Genomic DNA, 23,057 nt, shown 5'->3' with positions numbered 1-23,057 from the left:
GAGCTGGCGGGCCTGTAGGTGCGCTGGCATGGGCTGCGAGGTTGAGAGTGAATAAAGTGAGGGCCGGGGAGTGGTGACACTCCCCGGCTCCTTCTTGTGAAATTTTCGTATGCACGGATTCTTGTGCGCGGATTTTCTTATGGGCAACTTGTGAGCATTCTGCGCCTGGTTCACCCGTTCTACCCTTCAGTGGGTGTGGCTACTGGTGGGTGGCAATAATTTCGCGCGCCTTCGCTATCTTCGCATCACGATCGGCCTTCAAATCATTCAGCAACGCCTGATTCTTCTCAATCAAAGGCCCCTGATAGGACGCCTCAACATCACCTAAACGCTGAGCCAACCTCACCTTCTCACTACATTGAGCTTCAATGGTTGCCAGGCGGATAACCTCCTCCAACACTTTGGGATCATCAGAATTCAGACTGGCCAATTCTTTACTCGTCCATTCGCCATCCCCGGTGCGAGGCGTCAACCCTTTCTCACGCTGGCAGTCCCACCAATCTGAGCGGGCTTTCTTCCATTCAGGGTCACCCTGCGCGCGTTGGTACGCTTCGCCACTGATACGACCAACGGGGCGGTACTTTTCCTCATCAAACTTGAGCGCATCCAGTTCTTCCCGATGCTCTTCGCGGCAGCTGGCCTTGACATCTTCAGGGATGCTCTCATAAATCCTAGACTGCTCTTCTCTGACTTTGCTGGACGTAAAATGATTCGCCGCATGCTTCACGTTCCAGAGGCCGTACTGGGAGGCGTCGCCAGAAAACCAGCCGTTTTCTAGAATTTCAAAATCGTATCCTTTTTTCGCATAGCACTCTTTAAGAATCAACAATGACGCCCTAACCGTTATATCTTCGGCCTGGTCACTCCTGTCATATTCATCGAGCGGAAGAGTAATATAGTTATTTTCAAAATCCAGCTGGGCTTTGAGGCTAGTATCTTTAGGCGCAGCGGCACAGGAACTTAAAGCTAAAGCAAAGCAGGCGAGTAGGGCAGAAGATTTCTTCATTGTTACCGACTCCTTTCAATCGGGAAAGTCAGGAGGAGCCCACAAACATTGGGCTCCTCCATCACCTCTAGTTGTAGCACCATTCCTTTTTAATAGAACTAATACGATCATCCCAAGTCTCGCCCCAATGGAGACCCGCATGGCTTAGACCGCGAAGATAGTTGAAGTCGGAAGAAGATGCAAAATTTCGACCCGTGTGACCAATGTCTTCGAAGTAGCGCCATGAACAGTTATGGTTATGGTTCTTAATGGATGAAGCACGATCACTCATCCAACCCAAATCGCGCGTCTCCCCAGTGGGCATCGTAGGACCCCAGTCATAGTTGGCATTCTCATAGAGAGTCACCCCAGCATATGCCGGAGGTGCTACCGCACCGAAAGTCACCGCAGCCACACAGGCCGCAACAGCAAGAGACTTATTAAAGATCCTCATCAGAATCTCCTTTCAAAAGAATGACGTCGCGGTCATTCATATCCACAACCCGCAATCATTAGCGAGCGAAGTCAGGAAATCCATCGCATGCCCCAAACTGAAATTGAGAGTGCGATTCTCATATTCCCTGTGACTTGAATTAACACTAGCACACCTAGACTATTTATTTAGTGACCTAAATCACTTATATGATAATACGTGATTTACCCACTTTAGATATATTCAAATATTATTTACTACATTTACAAGACAAAAAATCCAGATAACATCACACAACCCCACCACAAACAACGAACCAAACCCCATAGGTACCCACATTCATGTGAAAAACTCAACACCCCACCCAAACAAAAAATCACCCAATCCCCAACAAAAAGGTTCCGACGCGCACACAACGCATCGGAACCTTTAAACACCTCATAAACAGCCGCCGAACTACGACGGAATCTGACCAAACACATGACGGCGAACCCACGCATGCATCGCAATACCCGCAGCCGTCGCCGCATTCATCGAACGCGTCGACCCAAACTGCTCAATCGACAGAGTATCCCTAGCCGCCGCATGCAGCTCCTCCGATAGGCCCGGGCCCTCCTGACCAAAAACCAGCACGCACTTCTTCGGCAAGTCATAGGTCTCCAGGGGCACCGAATCCGGGAAAATATCAATACCAATAATCTCCAGACCCTCGCCCTGCGCCCACGCCACAAAATCCTCAATCGTCGGATGATGACGCACATGCTGATAACGATCCGTCACCATCGCACCACGACGATTCCAGCGGCGACGCCCAATAATATGGACCTCCTTCGCCAACATCGCATTCGCAGTACGCACCACCGTGCCAATATTCAAATCATGCTGCCAATTCTCAATCGCCACATGAAAATCATGGCGGCGCGTATCCAGGTCAGCAATAATCGCGTCCATCGACCAGTAACGGTACTTATCCACCACGTTACGGCGGTCGCCCTCACGCAGCAGCTCCTCATCCCAATGGTCACCCTCAGGCCACGGGCCCTCCCACGGGCCCACACCCACCTCAAAACGGGCAGTACCCTGCTCAGTACCCTCAACAGCCTCAGCTACAGCCGCCTCCGCAGGCACAGCCTCCGCAGGTACAGCCTCAGCCGCCTCACGATTCTCAACCATCACAACCACCTTCACGCCAACAACCAGCACCACTCCGGCGCCCACAGAGCCATCTTACAGACAAAAACCCGCGCCACCAGCCACACACAGCAGCCAGCGGCACGGGTTCACCCGCCGCAACGGGAACGTCTTAAAAATTCACGAGGTCCTAGTCCAAGCCAGTAGAGACTAGTCCAGGCCCAGCTCATCCTTCGAGTACGCGTACAGGCACGGGACGCCCGCAACCTCTTCCACATGCTCCTTCGCGCCGGTCGCACGGTCAACAATCACAGCAACCGCCACAACCTCAGCGCCAGCCTTACGCAGCGCCTCAACAGCAGTCAGCGCAGAACCACCGGTCGTGGAGGTGTCCTCAACAGCAACCACACGGCGACCCTCAACGCTCGGACCCTCCACCTGACGGCCCATGCCGTAAGACTTCTGAGCCTTACGCACCACAAACGCGTCAATCGCACGGTCCTGATCACCCGCGGCACGCATAATCGCGGTACCCACCGGGTCAGCACCCATGGTCAGGCCGCCAGCAGCCTCAAACTCGATGCCGTTCTTATCCAGCAGGTCCAGCATGACCTGACCAACCAGGCGAGAAGCCTCATGGTGCAGGGTGATGCGGCGCAGGTCAACGTAGTAGTCGGCTTCCTTGCCGGAGGCGAGGACCACGTGCCCGCGCACCACAGCCAGCTCCATAATCAGCTGGCGCAGGCGTTCACGGGCTTCTTCAATGGGGAGGTTTTCAGAAAGCTTAGTCATAGTTCAAGTGTAGCGGCTCACGTGCAGGCGGCGCAGGCTATTCCCTGTGCTATTCCAGCGCTAGGCTATTCCACCACGCAACCTACCGACGGCGGCAACGCGGCGCGCAGCTTCGTCAGCATCTCCTCATACTCGGCGGTCGGGTCGGAATCAGCCACGATAGCGCCACCCGCGGCAAGAGTCACCGTGCCCTCATCGTGCGCCACGAGCGTGCGAATCACAATCGACAGGTTCGCCGAACCATCCGCCGACACAAAGCCCAGAGCACCCGAATACACGCCGCGAGCGCGACCCTCCAGACCCTCAATAATCTGCATGGTCGAAGGCTTCGGGGCACCCGTCATCGAACCGCCCGGGAAGCACGCCCGCGCGGCGGTCACCGCAGAAATTCCCTCACGCAGACGCGAACTGACCGTAGACACCAGCTGATGCACCGTCGAATAGCTCTCCACGCCCATAAGCACGGGCACGCGCACGGACGCCGGGTCAGACACTGTGGACAGGTCATTACGTAGCAAATCCACGATCATGAGGTTCTCAGCGCGGGTCTTCTCATCGGTACGCAACCATGCCGCTGCTGCGGCATCTTCTTCCGGGGTGGCGCCGCGCGGTACCGTGCCCTTAATCGGCTTGGTTTGCGCGTTGCGGTGCGTATCCACACTCAAAAAACGCTCCGGCGAAGAAGAAAGCACCGAAAAATCACCGCACCGCAAATACGCCGCATACGGCGCCGAATTGTGGGCGCGCTGGCGGCGGTACAGCTCAAAGAAAAGCTCCGGGCTCGGATTGGGGATGCGCGCGACCGTCTGCGCGGTCAGGCACACCTCGTAGCTGTTACCCTCGTAGATTTCGTGCTGACTAGCGCGGACGGCGTCCATGTAGGCTTCCGCGGCGGGTGCCGGGAAGAGCAGGAGCTCGGCGAGCTCAGGGGCATTGTCAGGGGTGTTGACGGGAGTATTTTCGGAGGCGCACTCCCCTGCCGCACTCAGTGCCGCGCTCAGCGCCGGAGCCAGCACCGTGCTCAGCAGCCGCTCCGCCGCCTCACACCACGACTCATCGCCCACCAGCCAGCTACGCGCCGCAGCCCCCGGGCGGGCATGCTCGTGCACCAGGTAGCGGACCGCCGGCAGCCACAGAGAATCCGGGGTCGGCGCCTCATGTGCCGGTAGGTAGCCCGGCACCGGGTGGCTGTGCTCCATACCCATGGCGGCACGCGCCTCATAGCCGAAATAGCCCACGTAACCGCCACGCAAACCCGCGGGCAGACCGGTTGCCGCCGCGGCATCCGGGTGCACGCGCGGTGCGCGGGCGAGCGCCGCCTCCAGCTGGGCGAAGGGGTCTTCCCCGCCAGACTCAGCCGCCGCACGCGCCGAATCCACGCGCAAGGGCGACAGCTGCGCCGGAACCACACCCACATACGAGGCAACCGACATAGGCGACTCCTCACGCGCCGAATCCAGCCAGAAGGAATACTCGGCACCACCGGTCAGCAGCGGGTACGCCTCCTCGCAGTTCACCGCGAAAGGAAGCGGGCGCACGACAAGCTCCCGCGTCTGCGCATCCCACGGGATGCTCTGCAGAATACTCGGCAGGGCATGAGGGGACGCAGAAGCGGGAGCGTTCGGGGTAGAAAAAATACGGTCCGCGGAAGTTTCAGTCACGGACTCCATTGTATGGCGTGCAGGCGAACTGGCGGTTTAGTGAACGACCGCGGGAGCTTCGCCGTTCTCGCTGGTCATCGGCAGGCTGGCAGCAAACCACGCGCTGGTGCCGCCCGCAATGTTGTGTGCGGCGTAGCCGTGCTCGCGTAGGAAGGTTGCCGCGCGGTTCGAACGGCCACCGCCGTGGCAGATGACGTAGAAGTCCTCGCCCGGCGCGGGCAGTTCAGCCAGACGCTCGGTGAGGGTACCGAGGGTGATGTGCTTAGCGCCGGTCGCGTGGCCGCCCTCCCACTCGTAGTCTTCGCGCACATCGATGATGGTTGCGCCTTCGGGAACGTCGCGGGGGTCAACCTGGGGTACAGCGGTCATGGGGTTCTCCTTTGAAATGATTAAAAATGAGCCGGTCGGCACGGCAAGGTGCCGGGTGGGCATAGTTGTGGTTCCACTCTATCGCGTTGAGGGCACGAGGCGCATCTAGCCCGGTATTTGGGGGTTTGTGAGATTCGGAAATGATGCATACGAAAAAATCGAAATGGTTTTTCATGCACTGTATGAGAATTCATTCTTTGAAATATAGGCGCGTTCCATGTATACATATGCATGGGCAAGGGTATACACTTATACACATATTGTCCGGGTCACACAGAAAACCGGGCACAACAGAAAAGAATTTTCACCATGTCCAACACCATCACAGGTGCCGAACCCAAGGACACCAAGACCTTCTTCGGCCACCCGCGCATGCTCGCGAACCTGTTCACCGTAGAAATGTGGGAGCGCTTCTCCTTCTACGGCATGCAGGGCATCATGATCTACTACCTGTACTACACCGCCGACAAGGGCGGCCTGGGCCTCGACAAGGACCTCGCCACCGGCGTTATCGGCGCGTACGGTGCAGTCGTGTACCTCATGGCAATCCTCGGCGGTATCCTCGGTGACCGCCTCCTCGGCCCCGAGCGTACCCTCTTCTACTCCGCCATCGGCATCATGGCGGGTCACATCTCCCTCTCCCTCATCCCCGGTATCCCGGGCGTGGTGATTGGTCTGCTGCTGGTCGCTATCGGCTCCGGCGGCCTGAAGAGTAACGCATCCGTGCTGGTCGGTTCGCTCTACGGCGACCACGACTCCCGCCGCGATGCAGGCTTCACCATCTTCTACATCGGTGTGAACACCGGTGCACTCCTCGGCCCGCTCCTGACCGGTTGGGGCTGGCAGACCGGCGGCTTCCACCTCGGTTTCGGTCTTGCCGCAATCGGTATGGCTGCCGGCCTGATTCAGTACTCGCTGACCCGCAATAACCTGCCCGAATCCGTACACCACGTGGGCACCCCCTTCACCGGCGCCCAGAAGCGTAACTTCGCCCTGGCACTGGTCGGTATCGTCGTGGTTCTCGGCATTCTGCTGGCAACCGGCCTGATGACCGCAGACAACCTCAAGAACTGGGTCATGGCCTTTATCTTCATCGGTGCAATCGCCCTGTTCGCGCAAATGCTGACCGCCAAGGACGTCACCGCGGATGAGCGTTCCCGCGTCACCGCATTCATCCCCCTGTGGATTGCAAACGCTGTGTTCTGGGCACTGTACCAGCAGCAGTTCACCGTCATGGCGGTGTACTCGGATGAGCGCCTCAATTGGAACATCCTGGGCATGGAGCTGACCCCGAACCTGGTCAACTCCATCAACCCGGTCTTCATCATCATCTTCGGCATGATGTTCTCCGCCCTGTGGACCAAGTGGGGCGACCGCCAGCCGGTCACCACCCTGAAGTTCTCCGCAGCGCTGATTATTATCGGTCTGGCGTTCTGGATCTTCCTCGCTCAGGCGGGCGTTCAGAGCGTGAACGTCGGCTGGATCGTGCTGATCCTGTTCGTCTGCACCATCGCCGAGCTGATCATTTCGCCGGTCGGTATTTCGCTGGCGACCAAGCTCGCACCGAAGGCGCACCGCGTGAACATGATGGCGCTGTACTTCACCTCCGTGGCAATGGGTACCGTGCTCTCCGGTTGGCTGGCGCCGTTCTACAGCATGGAGACTGAGGTTCCCTACTTCACCTGGATGGGTATTATCACCATCGCGACCGGTGTGCTGCTGTTCCTGGTGCACAAGCCGGTTCAGAAGATGATGCGCGGCGTGAAGTAGCCACAAAGTTGCTTATCTACACTGCCAACTCGCTGCTTCGGGCAGCGTGAGCGTGTAGATGTGAGGGCCCAGAATCCTTGAATTACCAAGGGTTCGGGGCCCTTACTATACGCCCTGGTACATGCTCCAGTGTATGCCCCGGTGTATGCTCCCGGCAGTCGGAGCCCCGGAATGTCGAGGGGGGTTCAGGAGGGGCGTTCGGGGCCTTTTCCTTAATGAGACAATCCGCGCGGATTTTCTTATTAAGCGCCTTAATAAGAAAATCGAAGTGTATTGTCTTATTAAGACCCCCCATACGACCAGCAAGACGACACCGATGAAGAGGAGGAGGGAGGAGGAACCATGCCCTCAGCCATCACCTGGCCCGCCCTCACATGGGAGCCGCAAACCCCCTGGGTTCACCGCGACGCCCTCGCCTCCCGACGCGCAACGCGCCGCAACTCCGGCCCCTTCTCCAGCGCCGTACCCGCCTCCATTGCCGCACTCAACGTCGAACTCAGCCCCGCACTGCGAGTGCGCCTCCAAGAGAACGCCACCGCAATGACCCGCTTCGATGAGCGACTCCACCACATCGGCGGCATCCCCTTCTCGGCAGTTCTTCTGCGCGGCGAATCCGCCTCCAGCTCACAGATTGAAAACCTTACCGTTAGCGCACGCAGGCTCTCGCTAGCTGTCCTGGGTGCAAGCGGGTCGAAGGTCGGCGTTAACGCCGAGCTGGTGGCGCGCAATGTTCACGCCATGCGTGCAGCCTTGAACACCGCAGAGAACATTAGCGTCGATAATATCCTCGCGATGCACCGCGAACTGACCCGCGGCCTGCAGCAGGACTCCGGCGTACTCCGCACCCAGTGGGTGTGGATTAAGGGTGATTCACCCGTCGCCGCCGACTATGTGGCACCGCATCACGAGCGGGTTCCTGCCGCCCTCGAAGACCTTGTAGCCTTCATGAACCGCCGCGATATTGACCCCCTCGCACAGGCGGCTATCGCGCACGCCCAATTTGAAACGATCCACCCTTTCACCGACGGCAACGGCAGAACCGGACGAGCCCTCATCTCCGCGCTCCTGCTCGCCTGCGGCGTCACTCGCCACGTGATTCTGCCCGTCTCCTCCGGGCTGCTGCACGATACCGAAGGGTACATTCAGGCGCTCACCGACTACCGTGCAGGCGATGCTGAGCCCATCATCGAGCTCTTCATCGACGCCGCGCAGAAGGCAATCACCAACGCAGAACTCCTGGCGCAAGACATTGAAACCCTACGCGATGAGGTGCTGTCCATTGCCCGGCGTAAAACCCCTCTCCTGCGTTCCCTCACTGACCTGTGCTGCACCGAGCCCGCCTTCACCGCGCACATGGTGGAGGAGCACACGCAGGGGTCCCGAGCTAGTGTGTATCGCCTCCTCAACCGCATGGTGGAGCTGCATATTCTGCGTGAAGAACGCGTCAAAGTTCAGGGGCAAAAAGTGTGGACTGTCCCCGCTCTCAACCGCGCCCTCGACGACTTTGCGGCACGAGCAGGACGACGCGGATAGATGCGCCATCGGGTTCGATAACCCCCGCGAAAATTCTGCGGCCGTAGGCGGGTTCCCGCGCGCGGAACTGTGACGATTTATGTCTCCTTATGTCTCCACGTGAACGCGCATGACGACACACAGGGTCAAAAAGGGACGCATTAAGCCACGAACAGAAATCTACTAGACACCCCTCAACCACAGGTCTAAGGTGATTCCAGAACGAGTCGGAAAACCCCTTCCGGCACGACCCTTCAACCCTTAGCCGAGGAGAAAATCATGGCACTTTACCTGGTAGAACTGACCCCCGCACAGCCGTCCAAGGACGAAGCAACCGCGCTCATCGAGACCGTCAACTCGTCCCTGACCAACGGCGCCGAGCTCATCGAAACCCAGGTCTCCGCAGACCACAAGATCGTCTTCGTCATCGTCGAATCCGAGAACACCGCATTCGGCCCCGACCTCGCCGCAGCAATCGGTGAGCGCGCAGCCGTCGCAGGCCCCGACGCAGTCCGCCTGGTCGGCGCAGAGCTCGAAGACATCAAGAAGCTCAAGAAGGACGCAGACTACCTGGTTGAGTGGGACATCCCCGCAGAGATTACTATGGAACAGTACCTGACCCGCAAGAAGGCAAACGCCCCCAAGTACGCTGAAGTACCCGAGGTTTCCTTCCTGCGCACCTACGTTCGCGAAGACACCGCCAAGTGCCTCTGCTTCTACGACGCACCCGACGAAGAAGCTGTTGTTCGCGCCCGTAAGGCCGTCAGCACCCCCATTGACCGACTGTTCAAGCTGCACGCATAGACGCGATGCTCCCCTCTTAGGAGAAACCCCATGTCCGAGTTCACTCTCGAACCCCTCTACGACTACCCCCAGCGCGAGCAGGTGCTCGCACTCGCCCGAACCCACGCTAACGCGGTTGACCGTGGCGAGCGTTCCCCCTTCGAAAACCTGCGCGAAATCGCTAAGGACGGCCTGATTACCCTGGGCCGTGACGGCGGTTCTCTGGTCCCCCAGGTTTCGGTAGCGTTCGACCTCGCCACCGAGGATGCCTCGACGGCGTTCTCCCTGTGGGCTCACCGCTCCACCATCGCGTTCTTTGACGCTGTGGGTCGCGAGCTGCCCGCCGGCCTGGCGGATGCGACCGTCAGCGGTACCACCGCCATGGCGGCGGCCTACAAGGAGGCTTCGGGCCTGGCACCGATCAAGGTTGAGGGCACTCTCGTTGAGGGCGGCCTGAAGCTGAACGGTTCCGTGTCGTGGGCGTCGAACCTGTACCCGGGCGGTGTGATTGTTCTTCCGGTGGCTGTGCAGAACGCCCCGGAGAGCCACCCGAACCGCTACATCGTGACGGTTCGCCAGGACGTCAATGGTCTGAGCATTGACTACCACCGCAACCTGCTGGCGCTGAACGGCACCGAGTCCGGCACCCTGAAGTTCGAGGACGTTTTCGTTCCGAGCGAGGACATTCTGAGCGACAACATTGAGGCGTTCCTGCACGATGTGACCGCGCCGTTCCTGCTGGTTCAGTCGTCGTTCTGCCTGGGTCTTGCCGCTGGCGCCCTGCAGGAGGCTGCTAAGCACCTGGACGTTTCCCAGGGTGTTTTCCGTCCTGAGTTCCCGCTGATTCTGACTGAATACCAGAGCCTGCGTGAGGAACTGGTTCGCCTGGCGTCTGAGCCGGAGCGTGCTGAGCGTCGTGACCTGCTGAGCCTGCGTCTGGGTGTTTCGCACTTTGCAACTATTGCTACTCACTTTGAGCTGCAGGTTGTTGGAGGCGCCGGTTACGTGGCTGATTCCCCGACGGCTCGCCGCCTGCGTGAGGCGACGTTCCTGCCGGTTCAGTCCCCGACCGAGGGTCACCTGCGTTACGAACTGGCGCGTTACGATCACTTGGAGAACCTGCGTGACGCTCTCTAAGCCACTGAGCTGTGTGTAGCGAGTGTTTTTATTCGCTCTTTTCATCAATACCCTGTATATGCAATAAATTGCATATACAGGGTATTGATGCTTTCTGGGCTATATACGCGATATAGAGCCCACGATAAGAGAATATATGCACCGCTCAACGTATCCCTGCTCATATTTACAGCCGTTTAGCTGTGGCCCACGCTTGTATACGCGTAGAATGATGTGGAATTTTATACACCACCACATTCACCTCAGGAGCTCCCTTTGAGCATCTCTAAGCTTCTCGGCTTTGACTGGTCGATCCACGGCGACGGCCGCAGCATCAAGCCCGGTTCCTTCGTTGCCCCGAACGAGCGCCTCGCATGGCCGATTACCATCGGTATCGGCGCGCAGCACGTGGTCGCAATGTTCGGCGCGACCTTCCTCGTGCCGATTATTACCGGCTTCCCGCCGGCAACCACCCTGTTCTTCTCGGGTATCGGTACGGTCCTGTTCCTGCTGATTACCCGCGGACGCGTCCCCTCCTACCTGGGCTCCTCCTTCGCGTTCATTGCGCCCCTGGCGGCTGCCATGAACTCACACGGCCCCGCTGGTGCCCTCGGCGGTATCGTCATGGCGGGTGTGGCGCTGTTCCTGGTCGGTCTGATTGTTCAGTTCGCTGGCACCGGCTGGCTGACCAAGCTCATGCCCCCGGTTGTAACCGGTTCGATTGTGGCGCTGATTGGCTTCAACCTGGCGAAGAGCGCTAAGGACAACTTCATGGTGGCACCGGTGACCGCGCTGGTGACCCTGTGCTCCATCATCCTGATTTCGGTGCTCTTCAAGGGCATTATTGGTCGCCTGTCCATCCTGCTGGGTGTGGGTATTGGCTACATTACCGCCGTGATTCGCGGCGAGGTGAAATTCGAAGAGATCGAGAAGACCGTTCAGGCTCAGGGCTTCATTGGCCTACCGCAGTTCCAGACCCCCGAGTTCCACTGGGAGCTCGCAGGCCTGTTCATCCCCGTGATTCTGGTGCTCGTCGCTGAGAACATCGGCCACGTGAAGTCTGTGGCTCAGATGAGCGGCGAAAACCTGGACGACTACTCCGGTCGCGCTCTCATGGCGGACGGCTTGGCAACCACCATCGCCGGTTTCGGTGGCGGTTCGGGTACTACCACCTACGCTGAGAACATCGGTGTTATGGCTGCAACCAAGGTGTACTCCACCGCGGCGTACTGGGTGGCTGCTATCTTCGCGATTGTCCTGTCGCTCTTCCCGGGCTTCGGCGCGGCTATTGCATCTGTTCCCGCGGGTGTTCTGGGCGGTGCCGCAACCGTTCTGTACGGCATGATTGGTATGCTCGGCGTTCGTATTTGGAGCGAGAACCGCGTGAACTTCTCGAACCAGATTAACCTGACCACCGCCGCTGTGGCGCTGATTGTGGGTATCGCGGACTACACCTGGACCTTCGATGGGATGACCTTCGCCGGTATTGCTCTGGGTACCGCTGCGACCCTGATTATCTTCCACCTGATGACCTTCATCGCGAAGTACACGAAGGCTGCTGGCGACCCGCTGGAGCCCTTCGACCCTGAGAAGAGCACTGAGGGACACTAAGTTCTTCACCGCCCGTTGGGAGTGATGCTCCTGATGCGTAGGCTGTAGAAAAGCGGCCCGGATGGATTGGATTCCATCCGGGCCGCTTTTGTATGTTAGCCCGATATTCGGTTAGGCCAGCCGGTACACGGTGTTGCGGTTGCCTCGACCGCCTTCACGCACGATCACGCCCTCTTGAAGGAGCTTCGTGAGGACGTACCGGATCTGCGGCTTCTGCAGCTCAGCAAAAGGCCCGGGAAGAGCACCCATGATGTCCTCGATACCGGCGGGGTGGCGTAGCGAGCGCAGACCCAAGAGCACCGCCTCCTGACGGTTACTAGGAACCGTAGGTGACGATTGGCGCGGGTCTACTTCCGACTTCTGCTGCGGTGAACCAACATCGGTGGCACGAGCACCAGCCAGAGGCTCCCTGCTGATAATCGCGGTAAAACGAATGACCCCATCAACGAATTGGATGGGTTTCAGCCCTGCCTGACGCACCGCCTCCTGGGCAGTGTAGATACCACTACCCTCACCTTCGATGACTCGGTATCCGTCTTCGGGGGTTGTTACATGCGTGCAGACGTCATACAGGCGGTCATTCACGCGGGAGCGTTCGCCGTACTCTTGCAGACGCTGGAGAGTGATTCCGTATAGACCGCCGGGGTTCTCTACAGAGATTCGGTCAGGGAAAATTCTGACGCGCACCTCTTCGGTATCTGCTTTGGGGTTGAGGCTGCGGTGTACGAGGGCATTCGACAGAATCTCGCGAAGGGCAATATCGGGTACTTCCTGCCCGTTGATGAGGTGCCCGTTAGACAGCTCGACAACCGGGTGTGCCAGGTTCCGTTTGACCCATGCCAGAGTCTCTTCGAGCATGGCGGGGATGGGGCCGTCCGCCTCGAATTTGTCGAGGTTGCGGGCTTTACCGCTTGGGTCGATGACGACTCCGGTAACTTTGAGCGAGGGCCTGAACTCTTGGGGGTAAGAACCCAAGGCGTACAAGCCCGCAAGGGAAAGATTATCGGTTCCGAGGGCAATAATTCCCTTGCGGCGGAGGACTTCTTCATCGGAACTTCCGGCGAGGCGGCGTGATTTAGCGCGGACGTCTCGCAGATAAGCAGTTTTGAGGCCTTCGTCTAGGTCAGCCAGGGAGGTGTATTCTACCGGCTCCTCATCGAATCCGGTGCGTGTCCGCTGAGCCACCATCAGGTCGGTTTCGTGGCGGCTCATTTCGTGGTCACCGTCGCCAGAACGCACGTACGCTTTACCGCCAATGTAGGCGGGGCGTTCGTAGGGAGGCAGCGGAGGGACTGCGGCAACAAAGATTTTGGCGTCTTCGTAGAGGATGGTGCCGGATTCCATGGTGTTCGGCGGCTTGAGGCCCCTGCGGAGCTTGTTGCCGAGGGTTTTTTCTAGGTCTGCAGGGTCGTATACGCCTACAGGTGCAAAGTCATTATTCTCGTCGAGGCCGCAGATAATGATTCCGCCCGTGGAACTATTGGAGAAGCTACTCAGGGTTGCGTCTAGGCTTCCCGGGTAGCCTCCGTGGGCTTTTTTAACCTCAATAAACTGCGTATCGCTACCGTGGGTGCGCAGTAGTTTGATGGTTTCAGCAAGCCATTCGGGGGTCCATTCCACGTTGTTCATACAAAAAATTTTAGTCTAGACACAAATCAGACACAAAAATTTGAGTCTAGACATAAATTTTTATGTCTAGACTCAAATTTTTTATGTGTAGACATAAAAGTTTATGTCTAAGTTATGTCTACGTTATGTCTGCAGAGGCTCACCTAGCCGCTAGCGCTGGATGGCTCGTGCTGGATAGCTAGTGCTAGGCGGCTAGGACCGTTCGGCGAGCATCGCCTCAATCGTCTGCGCTACACCGTCCTCATCGAAGGGTGGGCAGGTACGCCCCACCTTCGCAATGAGCGCCGGCTGACCCGACGCCATGGCGAAGCCCTCCCCCGCCCAGCAAAGCATCTCAGCGTCATTCGGCATGTCACCAAACGCCATCACCTCGTGCGCCTCAATGCCATGGCGTGCCGCGAACTTCTCCAGAATCCGCCCCTTATTCACGGTCTTAGAGCCCATCTCGATGAGCGGCTCACCGACCACGCCTCGGGTCACCGACACCAGCGAACCCACCGCCTGATGCACGCGTGCCTGCAGAATATCCGGGTCCATGCCGGGCACACGAATCAGGTACTTAATGACCGGGGTTGAACCAATACGTTCGAGCGCCTCGGCGATTTTCGCCTCCACCACGCGGGCGCCCTCAAGCACCTCACCGCCCTCGTGCGGGCCCTGAATGTAGACGGTATCCACGGTTTCGAGGGTGTAGGTGGCGTCGGGGAACATGGGCTCCAGCAGCTCGTGAGTACGGGCAATCACCGCAGGGTCAGCGCCGTTGACTTCTTCCACCTCGTTCGCGCCCAGGTGGTACACCACGGCACCGTTGGAACAGATGGCGTAGGAGTCGAAGTCGGTCTGCTCGCGCAGGGGCGTGAGCCAGCGGCTCGGGCGACCGGTGACGAAGACGATGTCAATCCCGGCGGCGCGGGCGGCCTCAAGGGCGCGCAAGGTCCGTGGACGGAATCGGAAATCGTGCCCGATGAGGGTGCCGTCCAGGTCGCTGGCGATGAGTTTAATCATGCAGTGTTTGCCTTCGGTGGTGGGGGTGTCGGTGCGGGTTAAAGCGCGAGGCTGGTTAGGGCTACGTGTTAGGCTGCCGGTTCCGCGTAGGTGACGGTCAGGAACGCGCGGCCCAGGCCGTGGCCGAGCAGGTTGAAGTTCACGACGGCGGGGGTAGCGTTCTCGTCAATGTCGAGCTTCTCCACGTCCACGGCGGTGACGCAGAAGATGTAGCGGTGCGGGCCGTGACCAGCCGGAGGCGCAGCACCCAGGAAGCCCACCACGCCGGCGTCGTTGCGGTGCGTCAGGGCGCCGGCGGGTGCATCCGCGCCGGTGTCAATGCTGGTCACCTCGGCAGGAATGTTGGAGACGGTCCAGTGCCAGAAGCCGCTGGGGACCGGCGCATCCGGATCGAAGCAGGTCAGCACGAAGGACTTGGTGCCTTCGGGGAATCCGCTCCAGGACAGCTGCGGGGAGCGGTCCTGACCGCCTGCAATGCCGAAGAGTGCGGAGCGCATCCATTCGGGGGCGGTGCCGCCGTCCTGAATGTCGGTGGAGGTCAGGGTAAATTCGGGCAGTTCGGGCATCCCCGCGTAGGGTTCGCGGGGCAGGGGCGCGGTGCCGATGTTGGTCATGGTGCTCCTCGTCAGTGGGGTGCGGGTGGGTATGGCGACGCCGGCGGACAGAGTGAGCTATCCGCCGGCGAGGCGTGGATTTTTTAGCCGTTGAGTACGGCGTCGAGTTCTTCGCGGGTGGGCGGGTTAGCGCCCGCGCGGGAGACGGTGATACCGGCTGCGGTTGCGGAGAAACGCAGCAGGTCGGCAATGTCTTCTGCGGTCAGTGCGGCAACCTTAGCGCGCGCCTCGGGACCGGCAATGCCGCGGTCGAGCAGACCCGCAATGAGCGCCGCCATGAGGGAGTCACCGGCACCGACGGTGTCCGCAACCTCAACGCGGTGTGCGGGCTGGCTGATGCCCTCGGGGTACTTCTTGGTGAAGGCGATGGGACCGTCTTCGCCGCGGGTGATGACCATCAGCTCTGCGCCGAGGTCGAGCCACGCGCGGGCGGTGTCGTCGAGGGAGCGCTCGGGGTAGAGCCACTGCAGGTCCTCGTCGGATGCCTTCACGACGGTGGAGAGGGAGACGAACTTTTCAGCCCATGCGCGGCCCTCGTCAACGTTGTGGATGAGGGTGGGGCGGCAGTTCGGGTCGTAGCTGAGCAGGGCGCTGTCGCGGGCGGCTTCAAAGGCTGCGGCGACCACGTGCGCGCCGGGTTCAAGCATGGCGGCGATGGAGCCGGTGTGTACTGCATCGGAGGTGCGTGCCAGTTCGGTGAGCTTCTCGGCGACGGAGTCGAGGGACCAGGTGATGTCGAATTCGTACTCTGCCGCGCCGTCGGCGCCGATGGTTGCCTGGGCGACGGAGGTGCGCTCGGCACTGTGCTCGAAGGGCAGGGTCACCTGGGATGCTTCCAGGTGTGCGTCAATGCTCTTGCCGTAGGCGTCGGGGCCGTAGTGGCCGACGAAGTTGGTGGAGTGGCCGAGGCGGCGCGCGCCGACGGCTACGTTCATGGGCGATCCGCCGGGGTAGGCGCGGGTTTCTCCGTCGTGCTGGTGGACGACGTCTACGAGTGCTTCACCGATTACAGTCAACATGGTTTCAATTCTACTCATGTTTGCGCCCTCGTGGCGTGTGTTTTTGTGGGTATTTAAAGTGGTTTTGCTTTCCCTTCTGAGGGCTTGTGTTGGCTTGCCGTGTGGGTTCACAAACTGCCTTCTGTCTCTTCTGACTTTTAGCCTCAATATCGCTAATTTTGAGGGTCTGGAGGGGTTCACACGGGTTAGACTTAAACCGACGCCGGGTCTTAACGCCCGGCACGGTATTGACGCGACAGCATCGTCGCGCCTACCCTCCAACGACGAAGTTAGGAAGAAGGTCATACGTGACGACTGCAACCGCTACCTGGGTTAACCGTGAGGCTACCGCAGAGGAGCTGATCCCCCTCATCGGTAAGCTGCACCGCGAGAACGGCGTGGTGCTGAGCATTCACGGCCGCAGCCTGGTCAACAAGTCTGTCATTGAGTTGCTGAAGCTGCACGATTTCGTATCCCACATCGATGGTGCGCCCCTGAACCCCGCGCACTCCCTCGAGCTGGTTCGTGCTCTGACTGAGCTGAACCTGGGCGCTTGCTCGATTAACATTGCTGCCCTGCACAAGGCACACCACGAGGCGGGCTCCCCCGAGCTGTCCATGTGGCTGCCCGAGCAGCTGGGTTCCTCTGTGAACCACCAGGGTGACCAGCCGAAGGAGCAGGACGTTGTGCTGTACGGCTTCGGTCGTATTGGTCGCCTGCTGGCTCGTATTCTGCTGGAGCGTTCCTCCTCGCCGCTGGGTTCTGGCCTGAACCTGCGCGCTGTTGTGGTGCGTAAGAACGGCGATAAGGACCTGGTCAAGCGCGCATCCCTGCTGGAGCGCGACTCTGTTCACGGCCCGTTCAAGGGCGTTATTGAGGTAGACGAAGAGAACAGCACCATCATCGCTAACGGTGTTCCGGTTCGCTTCATTTACTCCTCTGACCCGACCACTGTCGACTACACCGAGTACGGCATCAAGGACGCTCTGCTGGTGGACAACACCGGCCGCTGGCGCGACGTTCCGGGCCTTGAGCAGCACCTGAACCGCCCCGGCATTTCTCGTGTTCTGCTGACCGCTCCCGGTAAGGGCGACATGAAGAACATCGTGTTCGGCGTGAACGACAACGTCATCACCGATGAGGACAAGATCCTCTCCGCAGCATCCTGCACCACCAACGCGATTACTCCGGCACTGAAGGTTCTGGATGACGCATACGGTGTTGAGCGCGGCCACGTTGAGACCGTTCACGCATTCACCAACGATCAGAACCTGATCGACAACTTCCACAAGGGTGACCGCCGCGGTCGCTCCGCTGTGCTGAACATGGTCATCACCGAGACCGGTGCAGCGAAGGCTGTTTCTAAGGCTCTGCCGCAGCTGGAAGGCAAGCTGACCGGTAACGCTATCCGCGTTCCCACCCCGGACGTCTCCATGGCGATCCTGAACGTGAAGCTGACCAAGCCCGCAGGTTCCGCTGAGGAACTGAACGAGCTGTTCCGCCGCGAGTCCATCGACGGCGAGCTGCGCCGCCAGGTGGGCTACTCGGATTCCCCCGAGGCTGTTTCCACCGACTTCGTGGGTTCCCGCACCGCAGGTGTTGTGGACTCGCTGGCTACCGTGGTGACCGATGACTCCGCAATTGTCTACGTCTGGTACGACAACGAGTTCGGTTACTCCTGCCAGGTGATTCGCGTTCTGGAGCGCATGGGCGGCTACGACGTGCCCTCCTACCCCGCTAAGTAAGCTACCCCAGCTCATCTAGCACACATATAACAAACCCACCGGTATATATAGCCATTTGGCTATATTGCCGGTGGGTTTGTTTATGAGGTTATCTACGCAGATAAGCGGTGCCGCACAGAAGCTCAGAAGAGCTACGCGAGCGGTAAATTACGTCTTACGGCGGTACACCACACCCTGATGCGCCCGCAGCGTGAAGCTCAAGGGCACCGGGCGGTTCGCCGCATCCACCAGACCGGAGGGAACCTTCACGGTCACATCTTTCGAGCCGGTGTTCAGGGCAGCCCAACCGCGCGTAAAGGCACGAGTCTGAGCGGTCTTCTGAGCAATAATGCCGCCGACCGGATCGCCCAGGTCGTAGGAGAGCTCAGGGGCGTGCGGGATCTCGTCGTAGGCGTCGTGGTGGGTTGCACTGATGCCGGTGAAGGCGCCTCCACCGAACACCCAGAAGCCCGCCAAACCGTACAGGAAGTTCTCATCCGTACCGGTAATAGCAGCCTTGCGGTCGCTGAGCGGGGTACGCAGAATCGTCACCTTCTTCTGCGAGGCGGCGCTACGGCCACCCAGACCCGCAAAAGTAGTACCCAGGTTCACGTCGCCCGCCGAGCCGTTCGCAATCTCACGACCCTGCATCACGGCGTACGGCGAAGACAGGTAGTCGTTCGGACCCCAGCCGAGCCACACCTCCTCAAAGCCGCCACCGTAGGCGCTGTGACGCTCCCACTTGCCGTAACGCAGACGAGACTCAGCAATATTGGGCACCAGAATCTTGCCGATTTTATTCAGCTCAATACCGGCATACGCAACCAGAAAATCCAGGTGCTCACGGATCTTCGTCATAGACTCCACACCCTGGATGGGCAAGTTCAGGTCGTAGTAGTCGTTCTCCACGTCGTTATCCGCCATGACCCCGTCGAAGGGTGAGTTACGCATTTCGCGCACCACAGCGTCCACCCAGTGCCAACGGTAGTCGGCGTTCCACACCTGCATCTGGAAGTGCTTGGGGTAGCCCTTCCACTCGATACGGTCACCGTTGAGGCGGTGGGCGAAGAAATCCTTACCGGAGTTCGCCATCGACTGCGCCAGCGGGTAAGAGACACCCGAAGAATAAATCGGGCCGGGCTCATAAGAGCGGGTGGAGGACAGGCACTTGTACGCCAGCACCACCATTTGAGGTGCACGCTTCTTCAGGTAGCGTGCCGCGTCCAGTTCCCAGGGCTGCAGGATTGCGACAGAGTAGTTCTTGACCGCAAAATCAAGCTGCTGCTGGGTAATGGGCTTACCGCCGTAGCGGACCCAGGCACCAAATTTGCCGGGTCCGCCCAAGCGGGTGAGTTTATTCGCCATCGTACTCCGGGTCGAATTCGGGGGCGCGAGGGGGCAGCTTGCCCAGCTCGCGGTAGATCGTGTTGTAGCGGTCCATGACCAGTCGCAGCTGGAAGAAGCTGACGATACGGTCGTAGGCGTTCACACAGTAGCGTTCGTAGATGCTGGGCTCCTCCATGAGGGTGCGCAGCGCCGCCGCGAAGCCGTGAATATCGCCGGGGATGGTCAAGATACCGCAGTTACCGATTTCGTGGCCGTCGGGGGCGACCAGCACATCGTCGATGAGCTGGGACATACCGCCCACGTCGGTGCTGACCAGCGGGATGGACGCAGCCATCGCCTCGAGCGCCACAATCGGCTGACCCTCATTGTAGCTGGGCATGAGCAGCAGGTCGAAGCGGTCGAGCATCGCACGCACGTTCACGGTGCCGTGGAAGGTGATGTACTCGCCCATGTTGAGCTCTTCGATGGTGCGCAGGCACAGTTCGTAATACTCGGGCAGGTGGTCCTTGGGGCCGAGCACGTCCAGGTGGAAGTTCACCAGACCCTGATCGCGCAGCACCGCGAGGGAGCGAATCAGGTCGGTCAGGCCCTTAATGGGCACCACGCGGGCGATGAACACGAAGCGCCACACGTGGCCGCGGCCCTCAGCGAGGATGCGGGCACGCGCCGCCTGGCGGGCGTAGTAGGCTTCCGCCACGGACTCGATGAGCATGCCGTTGGGCAGAATAATCGCGCGGTCCTTCTCGCCCTCGTTCATCTGGTCGATGGGCGCGCCAATACCGCGTGCCTCTTCCAGAGCCTTGGGGTACAGGTAGGTTGCCATGTCGGCGCTGGGGTAGCAGAAGCGTCCCATTTCGACGAACCAGACGGACCAGGCACGCTCGTCGAGGGTGACCGGGCCCAGGCCGGGGTGCTCACGCTCCTCGTTGAGGAAGGCGTAGTCGGTGGTGACGGGCTTCGCCATGTTGCGTTCGAGCTTGGTGTTCACGGTGTCGCGAATGTACAGGTTGTGCTCGGTCAGCAGGAAGCTGGTGCCGTGGTCACGTGCGGCTGCGGCGGCGATGAGTGCCGCGTAGCCGGTGGTGTGGGCGTGGTAGACGCGGGCGTGCGGCATCCGCTCGTGCAGGATCGCAAAGAGGATGGAGACGAAGTCGCGCACCTTCCAGAAGAGCTCACCGAAGGGCACCTCGGAGAAGAAGCCCAGGCCCGCAATCGCCTGCATGAACTCGCGGGTTCCGAAGAGGCCGAAGAGGTTGTAGCTACGGGTTGCGGGGTTGATGCCCTCGTCGTAGAGCTTCCATAGGGGGTTCACGTCGCCGGCGATGAGGGCGCTGAAGCCGTCCATGAGGCGGTTGGTGAGCGCCTGACGCTCCGCAAAGTTCATGCGCAGTGCGGAGGGGTCGCAGGCTTCCGCGAAGGCGTCGCGGTTGACTTCCAGGCTCAGGTACAGCACCTTGACCCACTTGACGTTCTCGGGCATGCCGTAGAGGTCTTCGTGGGGGGAGTTCTTATCCCAGGCGATGTGAATAATGCCGTAGGTCAGATCCGGGTTTTCGCAGACGATATCGTGCACCACCGCGGACACACCACCCTTGAGGTAGGGGTAGGTGGATTCCATGATGATGGCGACGTCAACGTCCGGGTATTCGGGGTCGCTGTAGTGGGGGCCGGGAGCCGGAAGCTGCAGCGGCGCGTAGTGGTTTCGGTACATCTGTTCAGTCATTGTCGTGTGTATCTTTCGCGGACCGTGCGGTTCTTACCAGGCGAGGGCTCGACGCCAGAAGAGGGAGTACTCGGGTGCAGCCCACGCCTGACGGTAGAGGCGGTAGCATGCGAAGGCGAGCACTGTCTCGCCCACGATGATGGGCAGGTAGCCGGTCTCGTTGGGCAGGATCATGAAGGAGATGAAGAGCAGCACCAGGTGCGCTGCGGAGAGCAGCTGCACGGTGATGTACATGGTCATGTACTCGATCTGATAGATCAGCAGTGCCACTGCAACGAAGAGGAACGCCACGACCAGGCCGGAGAGCGCCAGCGGGTAGGACTGCGGCAGGAAGATGAACATCAGGATGCCGGTGACGATAGCGCTGGCGATGTAAATCAGCAGGGAGTTGCGGATAGCGTGGTTAGAGGTGCGCAGAGCCTTCGAAGACTCCGCCTGAACACCCTTGTAGGGCAGGCGGTCGAAGATGGTCCACAGGTGCTGGATGCTTGCGTTGACGCGGTCTGCCTCCACCACGAAGAAGTAGTTGTAGGCGATAACGCAGGGGATCAGGCTCAGGTAGATTGCCACGACGTTGATTTCACCGCCGGTGACCAGGAAGAGCATGTACTTATCAGCCCAGATGATGGAGCCGGTGAAGAAGCCGCGCAGGGCGTCGAGCGCAATGTCCTTGAGCGGGATGCGCGCGAAGTGCAGCAGGTGCACCAGGTCCTTACCGAGGCTCACAAGCAGGATGAGCGAACCAACCAGCGGCGGCAGGAACCAGATGACGGGGTAGCAGTACAGGGCAAGAGTGTAGCCAAGCCACGCGATGAACCAGATAATGCGGTTCTTCGCGAGGTTCGGGATGACCAGCAGCTGCGCGAACGCAATGTTGAGAACGCCCAGGACAAAGAACGCACCGAATGCAGTCGGGCTCCAGTGAAGGACGAGGGCGACCGGAATTGCGAAGAGCAGCACCAGCGGCATGGTCATGAAGAAGAGGTAGAGCCAGTTGCGGGTGAACGCGGTCAGGTCGGTAATGTCCTGGAACTGCGGTTCGGACATGCGTGCGCGTACGGCTCGTGCTTCGGCGCGCTTGAGCTGGTGCTCAAGGGTTTCAGCGTGAATACGCAGGCCTTCGCGGGCGTCCGCAATCTTCTTGTGCTCCATCTGGATAGCACGGTAAAGGGGCAGGCAAGCTGCTTGACTGAGCCAAGGAACGGTAATGGACGCCGCCAGAATCACCTGGATCAGGGGTACACCATCGAGGTTGTACCGGTTAATGGTCGGGGTGACCATGGGGAAGACGGTGGTCAGCAGGGCGACCGGAGAGACGTAAAGCAGAAAGTTAATGAGGAGGCGCCATGCGCTGTTGCTTTTTTCCTCAGTACCGTGGTTGGTAGACAATCTTGCAGACTTTCAGTCGATAATCGTAAAGATTAGGGGCAGTGTGTTTGAACAGCACCGTGTGACGTTCCATAGGGAAGACTCGTCATGCCGAGAAGTGCCGGGTCCCCATGGCTTGCGCTGATGCCGCCGTGAATCAATATACGGCATATATCAACTAAAACCTTTGGTTTCCTTAACCCTCTACTTGATATTTGGAGGGATTTAGGACACACCCCCATAATGTGCATCACGCCAAAACACAAAACGCCTAGTGAGAGTAGTGTTCTGCGTAATATGCGTAGGGTGCAACAACCTTGAATTGGGTGCACCACGCGAGGTACTGACGCGCTGGCACACCGGCACAAGGTTCACCCGACCAAGGCCCCCCGCACTACCTGTGCACGCACCATGTGTCCCTGCGCAAAAGCATCCCGGCCCCTCCCCAACCGGGAGGGAACCGGGATGCTCTAAGCGGGGACCCTA

At 59.6% G+C, this 23,057-nt stretch carries 18 protein-coding genes; 6 read left to right on the top strand and 12 right to left on the bottom strand.

Annotated elements, in window-relative coordinates; genetic code table 11:
* Positions 1-199 precede the first annotated feature (199 nt).
* From HXO69_RS00385 to HXO69_RS00365, 5 genes are all read right to left on the bottom strand, one after another.
* Complete coding sequence (locus HXO69_RS00385; protein WP_296544640.1) at positions 200-1,006, bottom strand: hypothetical protein; 807 nt, start codon at positions 1,004-1,006, stop codon at positions 200-202.
* Positions 1,007-1,874: 868 nt separating this feature from the next.
* Positions 1,875-2,636: an RNA methyltransferase gene (locus HXO69_RS00380; RefSeq protein ID WP_296544639.1), complete on the bottom strand. Its 762-nt coding sequence runs from the start codon at positions 2,634-2,636 to the stop codon at positions 1,875-1,877.
* Between the two features lie 123 nt (positions 2,637-2,759).
* Entirely contained in the window at positions 2,760-3,341 is a 582-nt protein-coding gene (pyrE, locus tag HXO69_RS00375) for an orotate phosphoribosyltransferase (protein ID WP_005504234.1), read from the bottom strand.
* Between the two features lie 65 nt (positions 3,342-3,406).
* Entirely contained in the window at positions 3,407-5,011 is a 1,605-nt protein-coding gene (locus HXO69_RS00370; protein WP_296544637.1) for an anthranilate synthase component I family protein, read from the bottom strand.
* Positions 5,012-5,038: 27 nt separating this feature from the next.
* Entirely contained in the window at positions 5,039-5,371 is a 333-nt protein-coding gene (locus tag HXO69_RS00365; protein ID WP_296544635.1) for a rhodanese-like domain-containing protein, read from the bottom strand.
* Between the two features lie 309 nt (positions 5,372-5,680).
* Between HXO69_RS00365 and HXO69_RS00360 the strand changes: the two genes are divergently transcribed.
* The 5 genes from HXO69_RS00360 (at position 5,681) to HXO69_RS00340 (ending at position 12,163) form a co-directional block, all read left to right on the top strand.
* Positions 5,681-7,141, top strand: coding sequence for a peptide MFS transporter (locus HXO69_RS00360; RefSeq protein WP_296544633.1), 1,461 nt, complete (start codon positions 5,681-5,683; stop codon positions 7,139-7,141).
* A 342-nt stretch (positions 7,142-7,483) separates the two neighbouring features.
* Complete coding sequence (locus tag HXO69_RS00355; RefSeq protein ID WP_296544632.1) at positions 7,484-8,674, top strand: Fic family protein; 1,191 nt, start codon at positions 7,484-7,486, stop codon at positions 8,672-8,674.
* A gap of 258 nt (positions 8,675-8,932) precedes the next feature.
* A complete protein-coding gene (locus tag HXO69_RS00350) occupies positions 8,933-9,457 on the top strand; it encodes a DUF4242 domain-containing protein (protein WP_005507939.1) in 525 nt (174 codons plus the stop codon).
* Between the two features lie 30 nt (positions 9,458-9,487).
* Positions 9,488-10,573, top strand: a complete 1,086-nt coding sequence (locus tag HXO69_RS00345; protein WP_296544630.1) for an acyl-CoA dehydrogenase family protein — start codon at positions 9,488-9,490, stop codon at positions 10,571-10,573.
* 255 nt (positions 10,574-10,828) lie between these two features.
* Positions 10,829-12,163, top strand: coding sequence for a uracil-xanthine permease family protein (locus tag HXO69_RS00340; protein ID WP_296544627.1), 1,335 nt, complete (start codon positions 10,829-10,831; stop codon positions 12,161-12,163).
* Between the two features lie 111 nt (positions 12,164-12,274).
* Here the strand turns inward: HXO69_RS00340 and HXO69_RS00335 are convergent, their stop codons facing one another.
* From HXO69_RS00335 to HXO69_RS00320, 4 genes are all read right to left on the bottom strand, one after another.
* Entirely contained in the window at positions 12,275-13,792 is a 1,518-nt protein-coding gene (locus HXO69_RS00335) for an ATP-binding protein (protein WP_296544625.1), read from the bottom strand.
* Positions 13,793-13,984: 192 nt separating this feature from the next.
* A complete protein-coding gene (locus HXO69_RS00330; protein WP_049340113.1) occupies positions 13,985-14,797 on the bottom strand; it encodes an HAD-IIB family hydrolase in 813 nt (270 codons plus the stop codon).
* Between the two features lie 68 nt (positions 14,798-14,865).
* Positions 14,866-15,411, bottom strand: a complete 546-nt coding sequence (locus HXO69_RS00325) for a YbhB/YbcL family Raf kinase inhibitor-like protein (protein WP_296544624.1) — start codon at positions 15,409-15,411, stop codon at positions 14,866-14,868.
* A gap of 83 nt (positions 15,412-15,494) precedes the next feature.
* Positions 15,495-16,430 carry a carbohydrate kinase gene (locus HXO69_RS00320; protein WP_296544622.1) on the bottom strand — a complete coding sequence of 312 codons (936 nt, stop codon included), beginning with the start codon at positions 16,428-16,430 and terminating at the stop codon, positions 15,495-15,497.
* Between the two features lie 287 nt (positions 16,431-16,717).
* Between HXO69_RS00320 and HXO69_RS00315 the strand changes: the two genes are divergently transcribed.
* On the top strand, positions 16,718-18,154 hold the full coding sequence (locus HXO69_RS00315) for a glyceraldehyde-3-phosphate dehydrogenase (protein WP_070832407.1): 1,437 nt from the start codon (positions 16,718-16,720) through the stop codon (positions 18,152-18,154).
* A 147-nt stretch (positions 18,155-18,301) separates the two neighbouring features.
* Here the strand turns inward: HXO69_RS00315 and HXO69_RS00310 are convergent, their stop codons facing one another.
* From HXO69_RS00310 to HXO69_RS00300, 3 genes are read right to left on the bottom strand one after another with little or no spacing between them, the layout of a single operon-like run.
* Entirely contained in the window at positions 18,302-19,498 is a 1,197-nt protein-coding gene (locus tag HXO69_RS00310; protein ID WP_296544620.1) for a putative glycoside hydrolase family 15 protein, read from the bottom strand.
* Positions 19,488-21,203, bottom strand: coding sequence for a GT4 family glycosyltransferase PelF (pelF, locus tag HXO69_RS00305; protein WP_294640043.1), 1,716 nt, complete (start codon positions 21,201-21,203; stop codon positions 19,488-19,490). The genes HXO69_RS00310 and pelF overlap by 11 nt, the downstream gene beginning before the upstream one ends.
* Before the next feature lie 33 nt (positions 21,204-21,236).
* Positions 21,237-22,592: a hypothetical protein gene (locus HXO69_RS00300; RefSeq protein WP_296544617.1), complete on the bottom strand. Its 1,356-nt coding sequence runs from the start codon at positions 22,590-22,592 to the stop codon at positions 21,237-21,239.
* Positions 22,593-23,057 lie beyond the last annotated feature (465 nt).

The sequence above is a fragment of the Rothia sp. (in: high G+C Gram-positive bacteria) genome (assembly GCF_015265375.1).
GTDB lineage: Bacteria > Actinomycetota > Actinomycetes > Actinomycetales > Micrococcaceae > Rothia.
Note: the sequence above shows the minus strand (reverse complement) of the source record. Positions and strands in the feature narration are given on the sequence as shown.